At 62.4% G+C, this 14,380-nt stretch carries 15 protein-coding genes; 4 read left to right on the top strand and 11 right to left on the bottom strand.

The features are described from left to right. Positions 1–14 precede the first annotated feature (14 nt). Positions 15–566 (bottom strand): L,D-transpeptidase family protein, encoded by a 552-nt coding sequence (locus tag ACZ9EJ_RS20290; RefSeq protein WP_046640167.1) that lies wholly within the window; start codon positions 564–566, stop codon positions 15–17. Positions 567–707: 141 nt separating this feature from the next. Here ACZ9EJ_RS20290 and ACZ9EJ_RS20285 point away from each other — a divergent pair, with 141 nt between their 5' ends. Next, on the top strand, positions 708–1,391 hold the full coding sequence (locus ACZ9EJ_RS20285; RefSeq protein WP_007754919.1) for a response regulator transcription factor: 684 nt from the start codon (positions 708–710) through the stop codon (positions 1,389–1,391). A 9-nt stretch (positions 1,392–1,400) separates the two neighbouring features. Beyond that, positions 1,401–1,856 carry a cyclic nucleotide-binding domain-containing protein gene (locus tag ACZ9EJ_RS20280; protein WP_046640168.1) on the top strand — a complete coding sequence of 152 codons (456 nt, stop codon included), beginning with the start codon at positions 1,401–1,403 and terminating at the stop codon, positions 1,854–1,856. A gap of 196 nt (positions 1,857–2,052) precedes the next feature. Here ACZ9EJ_RS20280 and ACZ9EJ_RS20275 read toward each other — a convergent pair whose 3' ends face one another. The 6 genes from ACZ9EJ_RS20275 to tesB form a co-directional block, all read right to left on the bottom strand. Then, the gene (locus tag ACZ9EJ_RS20275) at positions 2,053–2,856 is read right to left on the bottom strand and encodes an exodeoxyribonuclease III (RefSeq protein ID WP_046640169.1); all 804 of its coding nucleotides are present in this window, start codon (positions 2,854–2,856) and stop codon (positions 2,053–2,055) included. A gap of 110 nt (positions 2,857–2,966) precedes the next feature. Continuing rightward, the gene (locus tag ACZ9EJ_RS20270) at positions 2,967–3,623 is read right to left on the bottom strand and encodes an outer membrane lipoprotein carrier protein LolA (protein ID WP_046640170.1); all 657 of its coding nucleotides are present in this window, start codon (positions 3,621–3,623) and stop codon (positions 2,967–2,969) included. Between the two features lie 74 nt (positions 3,624–3,697). Beyond that, complete coding sequence (locus tag ACZ9EJ_RS20265) at positions 3,698–6,397, bottom strand: FtsK/SpoIIIE family DNA translocase (RefSeq protein WP_046640171.1); 2,700 nt, start codon at positions 6,395–6,397, stop codon at positions 3,698–3,700. A gap of 242 nt (positions 6,398–6,639) precedes the next feature. After that, positions 6,640–8,067 (bottom strand): ammonium transporter, encoded by a 1,428-nt coding sequence (locus ACZ9EJ_RS20260; RefSeq protein WP_046631780.1) that lies wholly within the window; start codon positions 8,065–8,067, stop codon positions 6,640–6,642. Positions 8,068–8,096: 29 nt separating this feature from the next. Continuing rightward, on the bottom strand, positions 8,097–8,435 hold the full coding sequence (locus ACZ9EJ_RS20255; protein ID WP_007773854.1) for a P-II family nitrogen regulator: 339 nt from the start codon (positions 8,433–8,435) through the stop codon (positions 8,097–8,099). Positions 8,436–8,659: 224 nt separating this feature from the next. Further along, positions 8,660–9,544: an acyl-CoA thioesterase II gene (tesB, locus tag ACZ9EJ_RS20250; protein ID WP_046631776.1), complete on the bottom strand. Its 885-nt coding sequence runs from the start codon at positions 9,542–9,544 to the stop codon at positions 8,660–8,662. 87 nt (positions 9,545–9,631) lie between these two features. Here tesB and ACZ9EJ_RS20245 point away from each other — a divergent pair, with 87 nt between their 5' ends. After that, positions 9,632–10,846 (top strand): ubiquinone biosynthesis hydroxylase, encoded by a 1,215-nt coding sequence (locus ACZ9EJ_RS20245; RefSeq protein WP_046640172.1) that lies wholly within the window; start codon positions 9,632–9,634, stop codon positions 10,844–10,846. A gap of 199 nt (positions 10,847–11,045) precedes the next feature. Here ACZ9EJ_RS20245 and ACZ9EJ_RS20240 read toward each other — a convergent pair whose 3' ends face one another. From ACZ9EJ_RS20240 to ACZ9EJ_RS20225, 4 genes are all read right to left on the bottom strand, one after another. Further along, entirely contained in the window at positions 11,046–11,234 is a 189-nt protein-coding gene (locus tag ACZ9EJ_RS20240) for a Trm112 family protein (RefSeq protein ID WP_046631772.1), read from the bottom strand. Between the two features lie 13 nt (positions 11,235–11,247). After that, a complete protein-coding gene (locus tag ACZ9EJ_RS20235; protein ID WP_046631771.1) occupies positions 11,248–11,925 on the bottom strand; it encodes an LON peptidase substrate-binding domain-containing protein in 678 nt (225 codons plus the stop codon). 131 nt (positions 11,926–12,056) lie between these two features. Further along, positions 12,057–13,031, bottom strand: coding sequence for a thioredoxin (gene trxA, locus ACZ9EJ_RS20230; RefSeq protein WP_046640173.1), 975 nt, complete (start codon positions 13,029–13,031; stop codon positions 12,057–12,059). Between the two features lie 58 nt (positions 13,032–13,089). Beyond that, positions 13,090–13,599, bottom strand: a complete 510-nt coding sequence (locus ACZ9EJ_RS20225) for a prolyl-tRNA synthetase associated domain-containing protein (RefSeq protein WP_046631767.1) — start codon at positions 13,597–13,599, stop codon at positions 13,090–13,092. Positions 13,600–13,918: 319 nt separating this feature from the next. On the opposite strand from ACZ9EJ_RS20225, the gene ACZ9EJ_RS20220 reads away from it, so the two are divergent. Further along, positions 13,919–14,377 (top strand): (2Fe-2S)-binding protein, encoded by a 459-nt coding sequence (locus tag ACZ9EJ_RS20220; protein WP_046631762.1) that lies wholly within the window; start codon positions 13,919–13,921, stop codon positions 14,375–14,377. The last annotated feature ends 3 nt before the right edge of the window (positions 14,378–14,380 follow it).

Here is a 14,380-nt window from a genome sequence, read left to right as displayed (position 1 = left end):
TTTCGTTTCAGGCCCTAACCGAGCACCTTGACCACCGTCCCCTTGCGCATGAAGCGGAGCAAACGCTTCATATCCAGGAGGCTGACGGCGATGCAGCCGGCCGTCGGCTCGTAGCCGGGCTTGATAAGGTGGAAGAAGATCGCCGAGCCGCGGTTGCGTGCTCGCGAGGTGATGTTCCAGTCGAGCACGAGGCAGATGTCATACAGCCCGTCGGCCCGCATCATCTCTTCATGACTTGGCCGGAACGGTGCCTTCACCGGGCGATTGTACGACGGGTGCTCCGGCTGGTCGCACCACAACAAGTCTTTGCCGATGCGCGTGATAGGAAGTGATGTTGGAGGCAGCGTCACGCGGTCCCCGCGAACATAGCCCTTAAGCAGTCGCATCGCCGCGATCGGCGTTGCACCGTCCCCTTCCCGCTTGAAGGGCGCGGTGCCCGACCGCCCGAGTGCCGCCCGCACGGTGATGCCGCCGAAGGAGACGATCGCCCGGCGCCGGTCGCGCGGTGCGATCCGGACGGTGACGACAGCGGTCTTTTTGTGATTTCCCTCGCGAAAACGTTGCATTTCTCTCACAAGGTTTTGCTTTGAATATGATTTCGTTTGAATTCATAGCACGTTGGGATTTAGATCGAGGAGCCCTAAATGCGCTTCGATTGACTGGCAATGACAGTCAGAACGCAACGGCGAGACGAAAGGCAAGAACGCATGGCAGCGCGCACGATACTCCTGGTGGACGACGATGACGATCTGCGTGAAACGCTCGTCGAGCAGTTGTCGTTTTACGAAGAGTTCGCAATTCTCCAGGAAGCAAATGCGGCCAAGGCGTTGCAGACCGCCAAGAACGCCCAGATCGATCTGCTGATCATGGACGTCGGCCTGCCCGACATGGACGGCCGCGAGGCGGTGAAACTCCTACGCAAGAACGGCTTCAAGGCGCCGATCATCATGCTGACCGGCCACGACACCGATTCCGACACGATCCTTGGTCTGGAAGCCGGCGCCAACGACTATGTGACGAAGCCCTTCCGCTTCGCCGTGCTGCTCGCCCGCATCCGCGCCCAGCTTCGCCAGTACGAACAGAGCGAGGACGCCACCTTCACGGTCGGCCCCTATCTCTTCAAGCCGAGCCAGAAGCTGCTGACCACAGAGGACGGCAAGAAGATCCGCCTGACGGAAAAGGAAGCGGCGATCATCCGCTATCTCTACCGCGCCGGCCAGAAGGTCGTCACCCGCGACGTGCTGCTGGAAGAGGTCTGGGGGTATAATTCCGGCGTCACAACGCATACGCTGGAAACCCATGTCTACCGTCTTCGCCAGAAGATCGAGCGCGATCCGTCGAGCGCCGAGATCCTGGTCACCGAAAACGGCGGCTACAAGATCGTACCGTAAAGGGCCCTGATGTCGCTGACCGAAGATATCCGCCTGCTGTCGCAGGTCCCGCTGTTCCGGGACATGAACGAAGACCAGCTGCGCCTCGTCGCCTTCGGCGCCGAGCGGCGGCAGGTGACGACCGGCCAGCAGCTGTTTCGGGAAAAGTCCCCGGCCGAATCGGCCTTCATCGTCGCAAGAGGCCGTTTCGAGCTGCTGATGGCCGACCGCAACGGCGAGCTGAAGGTCGAAGCGACCGTCGGTCCCGGCACGCTGCTGTCAGAACTGGCGCTCGTGACCATGGTGGAACGCAAGTTCACCGCCATTGCGACCGAGGATTCCGAAGCCCTGAAGATCAGCCGCTCGCTGTTCCACCGCCTGCTTGAGGAATATCCGCAGGTCGGCCGGGTGATCGAAAGCCGCATCCGCGACAACATCGCCAGCCTCGCCAAGGCGGCGGCGGCGATGCAGGACCGGTTCGCCTGAGGCTTCTTCTTAATTTAGCCGAGCCCGCAACCCCCTCACCCGGCCTCCGCTAACGCTCGGCCACCCTCTCCCCAAGGGGAGAGGAGGACGGGAGCGGCACGGCACCTCTCCCCTTCTCCCCTCGGGGAGAAGGTGGCCCGAAGGGTCGGATGAGGGGGCCACCGCCCCGCAGCGTATCGCGATAGATCCACCAATCTCAGAACTTGAACACCGCCGTGACCGGCACGTGGTCCGAAGGCTGGTTCCAGCCGCGGGCTTCCTTGAGCACGTCGATGCGGTCGAGGAACGGGCCGAGGTCGGGCGAGGACCAGATATGGTCGAGCCGGCGACCCTTGTTCGCCGCTTCCCAGTCCTTGGCGCGGTAGCTCCACCACGTATAGATCTTCTCGGGCTCCGGCGTGTGCTGGCGCATCAGGTCGAGCCAGCCGCCACGGGCGATGATCTCCTTCATCCCCTCGGTCTCGACAGGCGTGTGGCTGACGATCTTCAGGAGCTGCTTGTGCGACCAGACGTCGTGCTCCAGCGGCGCGATGTTGAGGTCGCCGACGAGGATGGAGGAAATGCCGGGCATGGCGTCCGCCTTCAGCGCCTTCATCTCCTCGATGAAATCGAGCTTGTGGCCGAATTTCGGATTGATCGCCCGGTCCGGCTCGTCGCCCCCCGCGGGTACGTAGAAATTATGCAGCCGGATGCGCCGCGAGCCGCGCTCGAAGAGCGCCGAGATGTGCCGGGCATCGCCAACATTGCAATAGTTCTGGCGGTGGTCTTCGAGGAGCGGCACCTTCGAGGCGATGGCGACGCCGTGATAGCCCTTCTGGCCGTGGATGATGATGTGCTGGTAACCGAGGTCCTTCAGCGGCTGCAGCGGAAACTCCGGCTCCTGGCACTTGATTTCCTGCAGGCAGAGAATGTCCGGCTTGTGGCGGACGAGGAACTGCTGGACGATCGGCATGCGCAGCCGCACGGAGTTGATATTCCAGGTCGTGATCGAAAATGTCATGATTTCCCTCGGGCTCTGCCGCGAGCTTTAGGAAATTTTGGCGTCGCTGAGAAGCGAAAAGGGCCGCGCAATCAAGCGCAGCCCTTCATTGATTTCAGGCCCAGCAGAGATCAACCCTTGCGGACGTCCTCATAGGGGATGATGAAGACCTTATCGTCGAGATTGACCCCGTTCTGGACGTTGTAGATCATCACCGACGTGTCCTTGTTCTGGGCGTCGGTGATCGTCCACTGGCGCAGGTCGTAGGTCTTGGAATCGAACATCATGGTGATGGTCGAATCGCCGAACACGGTCTTGTTGCCGAGCACGATCGTGGTGAGGTCGGACTCCTGCTTGACGTCGCGGACCATCTGGTTGCCAAGGTCGATGCGGCTGGCGAGCAGCAGGCTGAGCGGCGTCTTTGAGAGCGGGTAGATATCCCAGGTCTTGAGCTTCATATTGCCGATGACGACGTTGTTGCCGTCGGCGATGACGCGGATCGGCGACGGATCCTCGAAATTGAAGCGCAGCTTGCCTGGGCGCTCGATGAAGAATTTTCCGCCGGTCTGCTCGCCGCGCGGGCCGAACTGCACGAATTCGCCCATCATGGTTTTGACCGAGGAGAAATGGTCGGCGATCTTCTGGGCCGCCGCACTGCTGGAGCTCTGGGCAAAGCCGAGATCCGGCGCAAACGCGGCCGCCGCCAGGCCCGCAAGCCCGAGCGAAAACTGCCGGCGGCCGAGCGCGCCAGCACTAGTGTTTGAAAGGATGGTCTTTTCGTTCTTCATTCTGGTCTCCTTTCGTTACTCCTCCGCACCAAAGGCGGCGGCTTGATGGCCGGCCCCTGGCGATCACGAAAGCCTTACCGTTCGAGAATGTCGCCCTCGGTCGGCACCAGGATTTCGCGTTTGCCGGCATGGTTGGCCGGCCCGATCAACCCCTCCTGCTCCATCCGCTCGATCAGCGAAGCGGCACGGTTATAGCCGATGCCGAGTCGGCGCTGGACGTAGGACGTGGACGCCTTGCCGTCCCGCAGCACGATCGCCACCGCCTGGTCATAAGGGTCGTCCGAGTCTGCGAGATTGGACATGCCGGCCGGCCCGGCACCGTCACCATCCTCGTCGTCATCGGCCGTGATCGCATCGAGATATTGGGGCTGGCCTTGAGTTTTCAAGTAGGCGACGATGTCTTCCACCTCGGTATCGGAGACGAAAGGCCCGTGGACGCGCTGGATGCGGCCGCCCCCGGCCATGTAGAGCATGTCGCCCATGCCGAGCAACTGTTCGGCACCCTGTTCCCCGAGGATCGTGCGGCTGTCGATCTTCGACGTCACCTGGAAGGAGATGCGGGTCGGGAAGTTGGCCTTGATCGTGCCGGTGATGACGTCGACCGACGGGCGCTGGGTCGCCATGATCACATGGATGCCGGCCGCACGAGCCATCTGCGCCAGGCGCTGCACGGCACCTTCGATATCCTTGCCGGCGACCATCATCAGGTCGGCCATTTCGTCGATGATGACGACGATATAGGGGATCGGCTGGAGATCGAATTCCTCGGTCTCGTACATGGCTTCGCCGGTATGGCGGTCGAAACCGGTCTGCACGGTGCGGGTCAGCACCTCGCCCTTCTCCAGCGCCTGCTCGACGCGGCTGTTGAAGCCGTCGATATTGCGCACGCCGATCTTCGACATCTTCTTGTAGCGCTCTTCCATCTCGCGGACGGTCCACTTGAGCGCCACGACGGCCTTTTTCGGGTCGGTGACCACAGGCGAAAGAAGGTGCGGAATGCCGTCATAGACGGAGAGTTCGAGCATTTTGGGGTCGATCATGATCAGGCGGCACTTCTCCGGCGTGTAGCGGTAGAGAAGCGAGAGGATCATGGTGTTGATGGCGACCGACTTGCCCGAACCGGTGGTGCCGGCGACAAGCAGATGCGGCATCTTGGCAAGGTCGGCCACGACAGGCTCGCCGCCGATCGTCTTGCCGAGCGCCATGGCGAGCTTCGCCTTGCTGCCCTCGAAATCCTTGCTGCCGATCATCTCGCGCAGATAGACCGTCTCGCGGGTGCGGTTCGGCAGTTCGATGCCGATCGCGTTGCGGCCGGGAACGACGGCGACGCGGGCGGCGATCGCACTCATCGAACGGGCAATGTCGTCCGCAAGGCCGATGACCCGCGACGACTTGATGCCAGGTGCGGGCTCGAGTTCGTAAAGCGTGACGACCGGGCCGGGGCGCACATGGATGATCTCGCCCTTGACGCCGAAATCCTCGAGGACGCCTTCGAGCAGCCGCGCATTCTGTTCCAGCGCATCGGCCGACAGCGAGGCGTCGCGGGCAACGGCCTTCGGCTCGTTCAGCAGATGTACGGAGGGAAGCTGGAAGCCATCGGGGGCGATGAACGAGCCCTGGGCTTCGCGGGCCACACGGGCACTTGGCTTCGGAGGTGCCGCCGACGGGGCGACACGCTGCTGGACGCGGACGCCGTTGACGGTCTGCGGTGCGCGCGAGGCGACGAACGGCGCATCATCGTCCTCGTCGTCATCGGCCAGGATGCCGGCCGGCCGCGGAGGCATGTCGTCGCGGTCGAAGGGCGGATCGTAGTCGTCGTCTTCGTCAAGGCTGGAAATCGGCGGCGCTGCCACCACCCGACGCGGCGAGGTCACCCGCTCGGCGGGACCATCGAGCGAGGGCTCCATGCGACGGCCGGGGACTACGGATGCCGATCGAGCGCGGACCGGTTCGTTCAGCGTGCCGAATTCGTCCTCGTTGAAATCGTAGGGCTGGTCGAAATCCATCCGGCTGCGCGGCTTGATGCCGGCAAGACGCCGCAATCTGGCCTGGGCGATATACCAGTAGTGAGCGATGGCGCCAAAGGCCAGGAAACCGGCAAACCGGTCCTCGTCGTCCTCCTCCTGGATCTCCTCGCGTTTGGAACGGGTTTTTGCCGCCGCAACCGGCTGGTCGTCGTCCTCGGCATCCTCCTCGAGGGCTTCGCCGACGAGGCCGGAGGCAAACAGCATCAGCCAGGCGCAGGGAATGATGAACAGGGAGCCGAGCACCATCGCCACGGTACCCGTCGGATAGGCGCCGACGAACAGCGCAGGGAACCGCAGGATCATGTCGCCGATGACGCCGCCGATGCCGTTCGGGATCGGCCAGGTGAGCGGGGCGGGAAAGCAGCCCAATGTCGCGGAGGCGAGCAGCGTGCCGCCGCCCCAGGCCGCAAGGCGGGCCGGAACGCGGTCGTATTTGCGGCCGGCGATCAACGCCAGGGCGAAGGCAAGCACCGGCAGCAGGGCGACCAGGCTGGCAAGCCCGAGAAACTGCATCATCAGGTCGGCAAAGGCCGCACCCGGAAAGCCGAGAATATTGGTCGGCGCATTGTCGGTCGCATAGGAGAAGCTCGGGTCGGCGACGTTCCAGGTCGCCAGTGCCGCAACCGCCAGCGCCAGGGCGAGGAAGATGCCGAAACCGACGAGTGCCAGCGCCTGGCGCCATACGAAGGCGGTGAGCACCAGGCGGGTGGACCGGTTTGCCATAGCCGCTGAACTGCTTCTGCCCATCGTGTCTGCCCGCCGTCCTTGAAACGCAACTACGAGCGCGAATCGGCAAGGTGAGAGCTGATTCACGCAATTCCAAAAGAGAATAGCGCGTTGATGGTTAATGTCCCTTTAACCACGACGGGCCGCAAGAAGGCTGAAAACATGCACAAAAAAGCCCGGGCTGAGGCCCGGGCGAATGCAGCTTCCAAAAGCTGCGGCATGATCTGCTGCGGCGACGGTTACCCGCCGCCGCAAGCCGTCGATCAGGAGTGGTAAGCGGCTTCGCCGTGGGTAGCGAGGTCGAGACCTTCGCGCTCGGCTTCGACCGTGACGCGCAGGCCGACGATCAGGTCGACGATCTTGTAGAGGATCGCGGAACCGATGCCGGACCACAGGAGAGTGACGATCACGCCCTTCAACTGAGCCCAGACCTGCGTTGCCGTGCCGGCATAGCTGGCAGCGAAGTCAGCCGTCGAATAGTCGACGATGCCCGCACCGCCGAGAGCCGGGTTGACGAACACGCCGGTGAGGATGGCACCGATGATGCCACCGACGCCGTGTACGCCGAAGACGTCAGCCGTATCGTCGTAACCGAACTTGTTCTTCACCGTCGAGACGAAGAAGTAGCAGACCGGCGAGACGATCAGGCCCATGATGATAGCGCCCATCGGGCCGACGAAGCCGGCAGCCGGGGTGATCACGACGAGGCCTGCAACGGCACCCGAAGCAGCACCCAGCATCGAAGCCTTGCCACGAGCGAAGGTTTCAACGAGAGCCCAGGCGACGATGGCGGCAGCAGTGGCAACGAAGGTGTTGATCATTGCAAGGGCTGCATAGGCATTGGCTTCGAGGTTCGAACCGGCGTTGAAGCCGAACCAACCGACCCACAGGAGCGCAGCGCCGACCATGGTGAGCGTCATCGAGTGCGGAGCCATCATGTCCTTGCCGAAGCCGGTACGCTTGCCGACCATGATGGCGCCGACGAGACCTGCGATACCAGCATTGATGTGGACGACGGTGCCGCCTGCGAAATCGATCGCGCCGAAGCCGAAGATCAGGCCGGTCGGGCCGGAATAGGCGCTCGGGCCGCCCCAGAACCAGACCATGTGGGCCATCGGGAAGTAGATGAAGGTGAGCCACAGGATGGTGAACAGGATGACTGCCGAGAACTTGATGCGTTCGGCAAATGCACCGATGATCAGCGCAGGGGTGATGGCTGCGAAGGTCATCTGGAAGCAAACGAAGGCGAGTTCCGGAATGGCAGCGCCCTTGGTGAAGCTTTCCGACATCGTCGTCGTGTCGACGCCTGCAAGGAACATCTTGGAGAAGCCGCCGACGAAGCTGTTGATCGAGCCACCGTCCGTGAAGGCGAGCGAATAGCCGTAGGTAACCCAGACAATCATCGCCACGGCGGCGATCATCATGACCTGCATGAGAACCGAAAGCATGTTCTTGGTGCGAACGAGACCGCCGTAGAAAAGTGCAAGGCCAGGCACGATCATCAGAAGGACGAGAATGGAGGAAATCAGCATCCAGGTCGTATCGCCCTTGTCGACCGTCATGGCCGGAGCTGCGGCTGCAGCTTCAGCCGCCGGTGCGGCAGCCGTCTGCGCAAAAGCGACGGCCGGAGCGAGGAGCGCCGCGCTAGCGGCACCCAGGCGTCCGAGAGTGGAAATCTTGTTAAATTGCATAGCTTAAAAACTCCCCTGTCAGCCGTGCTTTAAAGCGCTTCTGTGTTGGTTTCGCCGGTGCGGATACGCACGGCCTGCTCGATCGAGTAGACGAAGATCTTGCCATCGCCGATCTGGCCGGTCTTGGCGGCCGAAGCGATCGCATCCACGGCCTTTTCGACGAGGTCGGAGGGGACTGCGATTTCGATCTTCAGTTTTGGCAGAAAACTTACGGCGTATTCGGTACCGCGATAGATTTCGGTGTGTCCCTTTTGGCGCCCGTAACCTTTGACTTCGGTCACGGTCAGGCCCTGGATACCGACAGCCGTGAGGGCTTCGCGCACCTCATCCAGCTTGAACGGCTTGATAATGGCCATCACGATTTTCATCTGGCTTTCCCATCCTTTGTTTGTCCTCGGCCAAGGCCGACTCTCCTCATCGACGTCAAGATCATGACAGCGACTGACGAGATACATTCAAGGGGCGTGCCAGTTTCGATGGCGCCTATAAGTTATTGAAATGTAAAGACTTAGAACGCCGGCCTCAAAAAACGGGCATTTGGATGGCGCAAACACGTCTAAAACTTGTGCAAAATTGGAAATTTGCACAACTATTAATCATTTGCCTTTTTCCGAATCAGTCCTTCCTGGGCGACCGACGCGATCAGTGTGCCAGAACGGGTGTAAATGCTGCCGCGGGTCATTCCACGGGCACCGGAGGCGCTCGGGCTGTCCTGCGTGTAGAGGAGCCAATCGTCGAATGTGGCGGGCTTGTGAAACCACATGGCGTGGTCGAGGCTCGCCGCCTGAAGCGTCGGATCGAAGATCGACGTGCCATGCGGATAGAGCGACGCGTCGAGCAGCGTCATGTCGGAGAGATAGGCGAGCACGGCTGCCTGATAGCGGCGGTCGGACGGCACCTCGCCGACGGTCCGGACCCAGATGTCCTGCCGCGGTTCGAGCTTGTCCCTGGTGAGGTAGTGCACGAGCGAGGTGGGACGCACTTCGATCGGCCGCTCCCGGCTCCAGTAGCGGCGCACGTTCTCCGGCGCCTTCTTGAGGAAGAGTTCCTTGAACTCCTTCTCGCCCATCAGATCCTCCGGCTGCGTCACCGAAGGCATGTCGATCTGGTGTTCATAACCGCCCTCCTCCACCTGGAAGGAGGCGGACATGGCAAAGATCGCCTTGCCGTGCTGGACCGCCACTGCCCGGCGGGTGGTGAAGCTTGACCCGTCGCGGATGCGCTCCACCTGATAGAGGATCGGAACGGAAGGATCACCAGGGCGCATGAAATAGGCATGCAGCGAATGCACGAAACGATCGACTTCCACGGTCCGCTGGGCCGCCATCAGGGCCTGGGCGATCACCTGGCCGCCGAATACCCGCTGCCAGCCGACATCGGGACTGGTGCCGCGGTAGATGTTTTCCTCGAGCTTTTCGAGGTCGAGCGTCGCGATGAGCTGTTCCATGGCGGAGGGGGATTCGGTCTGGCGCGACATTATGACGAACTCCGGTGATAGGAAGCGGCGTCAGGATGATCTATATCCAGGACATGATATTCTCAAGTCTCACGGGAGTTTAGGCAAATGCTGGACATGCTGGTTGTAGGAGGCGGTTATGTAGGTCTCGCTGCCGCTGTCGCGGTCAAGCAGGCGGCGCCGCATCTTCAGGTCGAGGTGATCGAGGCGGCTCCTGCCGGCGTCTGGGAAAAGGACGAGCGGGCCTCCGCCATCATCGCCGCCGCGACGCGCATGCTCGACGTCATCGGCGTCTGGGACGAGATCGCCGTGGACGCCCAGCCGATCAACCGGATGATCGTTACCGACAGCCGCACGTCCGATCCGGTGCGGCCGGTCTTCCTCACCTTCGACGGCGAAATCGAGGAAGGCAGGCCGTTCGCCCATATGGTCCCGAATGTCGCCATGGTGAGAGCACTGCGCGGTGCTGCCGAACGCCTCGGCATCACCATCCGCCACGGGCTTTCCGCCACCGGCTTCCAGTCCGGCAGCAGCCGTTGCACCGTGTCACTCTCCGACGGCTCGACGGCCGAGACGCGCCTCCTGGTCGCCTGCGACGGTGTGCGCTCCAAACTGCGCGACATGGCCAGCATCAAGACCGTCACCTGGGATTACGGCCAGTCCGGCATCGTCACGACGGTTGCCCACGAGCGGCCGCATGAAGGTGTGGCGGAAGAACATTTCCTGCCGTCCGGCCCGTTTGCCATCCTGCCGCTCACCAACAACCGTTCCTCGCTCGTCTGGACGGAGCGCACGGACGAGGCCAACCGGCTGGTCGCCTCCGACGACCTGGTGTTCGAGGAAGAGCTGCAGCGCCGTTTCGGCCACAAGCTCGGCGAACTGACGGTAGTCGGCGGCAAACGCGCCTTCCCGCTCGGCCTGACGCTCGCCCGCGCCTTCGTGGCACCGCGCGTCGCCCTTGCCGGCGATGCGGCGCACGGCATCCACCCGATCTCCGGCCAGGGCCTCAATCTCGGTTTCAAGGATGTCGCGGCGCTGGCGGAAACCGTCGTGGAAGCCGATCGTCTCGGCCTCGATATCGGCGCGCTCAACGTGCTGGAGCGTTACCAGTCCTGGCGGCGTTTCGATACGTTCCGCATGGGGGTCACGACCGACGTGCTGAACCGGCTGTTCTCCAACGACGTCACCCCGATCCGCATCGCCCGCGACTTCGGCCTGGGCATCGTCGAACGCATGCCAAAGCTGAAGAGCTTCTTCATCGACCAGGCAGCGGGCAAGAGCGGCGAAGGCGGTCCGAAACTGTTGACGGGTCAAACAATTTAAGCCCGCGCCCAGAGCCCCTCATCCCGCTGCCGCGACCTTCTCCCCGCACGCGGGGCGAAGGGGTTATGCCGCACCGACGTGTTCAAGCAACGAAGCCCAGCGACGTGCAGCTCGGCAAATGGGAGCGAGGCGGATACGGCTTGCGTCCTTCTCCCCGCAAGCGGGGAGAAGGTGCCGGCAGGCGGATGAGGGGCAAACCTCAGTCCTCGATCTTGCGGGCCTCGGAGATCAGCATGATGGGGATGCCGTCGCGGATCGGGTAGGCGAGCTGCGCCTTCTGGGAGATCAGCTCGTTGGTCTCGCGATTGAGGGACAGCCGGGTCTTGGAGAGCGGGCAGACGAGCAGGTCGAGCAGTTTCGGATCGACCTTGCTGAGTTTCTCGTCCATGGACCCGGGACCTTTACTGAAGCATGGTGTCGGAATCGCCGAAATCCCGCGCCAGCAGGATTTCCGTGATGGCGATCAGCGTCTCGGCGCGGGTCCGAAGGTCCGGCGCTTCGAGAAGAGCCTGTTTCTCGGCTGGTCCAAAGGGCGACATCATCGACAGCGAATTGACCAGCGTGCGGTTGCCGGCGCGCTCGACGCTTTCCCAGTCCGCCTCCAGCTTGTTGGCGTCGAGATAGGCGCGGAAGACGCGCAGCAACTCGGCGCGGTCGACCGTACTCTCGTCGTCCTCGGTGGAGAGGTCGGTCATCATCGGCGCGATCTTGAAGGTGCGGTAGGGATGGCCCTGGCCCACCTCTTCGATGAGCCGGAAGCGGCAGATGCCGCTGATCGAGGTGATGTATCGGCCATCGCCCGTTTCGGCAAATGATGTTATGCGGCCGATGCAGCCGACCGTCGAGAGCGGAGCACGCGGACCTTCGGCGGCCTCGCCGGATTCGAGCAGCGACGGCTGCACGATGCCGATCAGCCGGTCACCGGCAAGCGCCGCGTCGAACATGGCGAGATAGCGTGGTTCGAAGATGTTGAGCGGCAGCTGTCCACCGGGCAGAAGCAGCGCACCGGTAAGAGGAAATACAGGGACCGTCTCCGGCAGATCCTCGCGCTTCAGATATCTCGCATTTCCCACATGCATGGGTCCGACACTCCCAGACGATCACCAGCTCAGACCAAAGATTCGCCGCTCCGAATAATGTGGGGCGCCCACCGGAGAACGCAAGGCCAATCCTCGAGGATTGGCCCTGGCTTACAAAAACAGTGCCGGGCTCACGAAAACAGAATGGAGGACAGTCGGCGGCGGGCGGCGATCGTCGCCGGGTCCTTCGGTCCCCAGACATCAAAGAATGCCAGGAGCTGGCGGCGCGCACCATCGTCGTCGAACGTGCGGTCCTTGCGCATGATCGTCAGCAGGTGCTCGGCAGCCTTGTCGCGTTCGCCCTGGACGTTGAGAATCTTGGCGAGCTTCAGACGGGCGTCGTGATCGTCGGGATTGGCATCGAGCTGGCGCTCGAGAGCCACGGGATCGCCGAGCTTGCGGGCTTCCTCGATCTGCTCGAGCTTCTTGGCGACCGCCTGGATCGCCGGTTCCTTGGCGAGCTCTTCCGGAAGGGAGGCAAGCATCTGGCTCGCACGGGCCGTCTCGCCCATCGCGATCAGGCACTGGATCATTCCGGCGGCAGCCTTGGCATTTTCCGGATCGGCCTGCAGGACGGCGCCGTAGAGCTGGGCCGCGTCCTGAATATCGCCGGCGACCAGGAAGGCCTCGGCTTCCGCGAGGGCTCCCTCGATCTCGGCCGCATCTTCGGCGCCCGGAGGTCCGGCGAGCTTGTCGATGAACTGGCGAACCTGGCTTTCCGGCACCGCGCCCATGAAGCCGTCGACCGGGCGACCGTCAACGAAGGCGATGACCGCCGGGATCGACTGGATGCCGAGCTGGCCCGGGATCGACGGATGATCGTCGATATTCATCTTGACGAGCTTGACCCGGCCCTGGCCTTCGTTGACCACCTTTTCGAGCACCGGCGTCAGCTGCTTGCAGGGACCGCACCAGGGCGCCCAGAAATCCACCAGCACCGGCTGGCGGCGCGATTCTTCGAGCACGTCCTTGGTGAAGCCGGCGGTGCTGGTGTCGGATACGTAACCCCCAGCAGGACCCGATGCCGCCGGAGCCGCTCCGAAGCTTGCCGAAGCAGTCATCTGCCCGCCGTAGGAACCGCCATAGGGGTTATTGCTGCCGCTCATGAATGTTCTCCCGGGAACGCTTTCGCATCTTTGCCATCTAGGCTGCAAAGATCGTATGTCAGTCTGTCACTTTCAAGACAAGCGGCGCATGGCCGGTCGCCTCCAGAAAGCGGATAAGATCGCCGCTGGCAATGGACGTCGTGGCATCATTCGACAGCGGATGGCCGTTGATGATGTCGTGCTTCATCAGGTCTTCGTCGAGCACGAAGGTAACATTTCGACCCGTATCGTTGAAGGCGCCGAATACCGTCACCGAACCGGGAACCACGCCGAGATATTCCAGGAGCATTTCGGGCCGGCCGAACGAGACGCGGCTCGATGCTCCGATCACCTTGTGCACGGTCTTCAGGTCGACCGTCGCGCGCTCCTCGACCGTCAGGACGAAATACTGGTCCTTCTTGTCCTTCACGAACAGGTTCTTGGTATGGCCTCCGGGGATTTCGTCACGCAGGCTTTCGGATTCCGCCACGGTGAAAACCGGCGGGTGCGTCTTGGTCGAATGGGGAATATCCAGGCTGTCGAGGAAACGGAAAAGATCCTCGGCGGTTTTCGGCTGTGTCTCGGTCATGCTGATGGAATTGGCTCTGTTGGCGGGCGGTCGGACTATGATCATAACCACAATGTTCCGCTCGGCCAAGGCAAGCTCACACGATCTCGTGAAGCGCTTGACCTGATATGACGGTGCAACCATTTTACGATGTGGAGAACCGGCATCCGGCAATTCCGTCGGCCGACCGTAGCCAGTTGATAAACAATAACTTCTCCAGTTAACTCAAGTTTATTTCGGCGCGATATTCCGCGCCCTCGATATCGGCCCCGGCCGATAACAGCCGCTCAATCTCCAGTGCCGGCGCAGCGCCCGGCTTCTCATCTGAAAGGTCTGCCTCATGGTCACCTTCACGCTCAACGGACAGGAAAGAACGTTCGACGGCGACCCCGACACGCCGCTTCTCTGGGTCATCCGCGATTTCGAAAAGCTCACCGGCACCAAATACGGCTGCGGCGTCGCCCAGTGCGGCGCCTGCACGGTCCACCTGGACGGCATGCCGCGCCGCTCCTGCGTGACCCCGATCGCGACTATCGAGGGTTCGGACGTGGTCACCATCGAAGGTGTTTCCGGCAAGGAAGCCGATGCGATCAAGACTGCTTGGGCGGGCCTCGACGTGCCGCAATGCGGTTACTGTCAGTCCGGACAGGTCATGTCGGCGGTCGCCCTGCTGCAGATGGTGCCGAAGCCGACGGATGCCGATATCGACGGCGCGATGACCGGCAATATCTGTCGATGCGCCACCTACCATCGCATCCGCGCGGCGATCCACAACGCCGCCAATTCGATGGAGGGCTGAGCG

This window comes from Neorhizobium sp. USDA 3394 (assembly GCF_056280385.1).
This window is presented reverse-complemented; position numbering and strand designations above follow the sequence as displayed.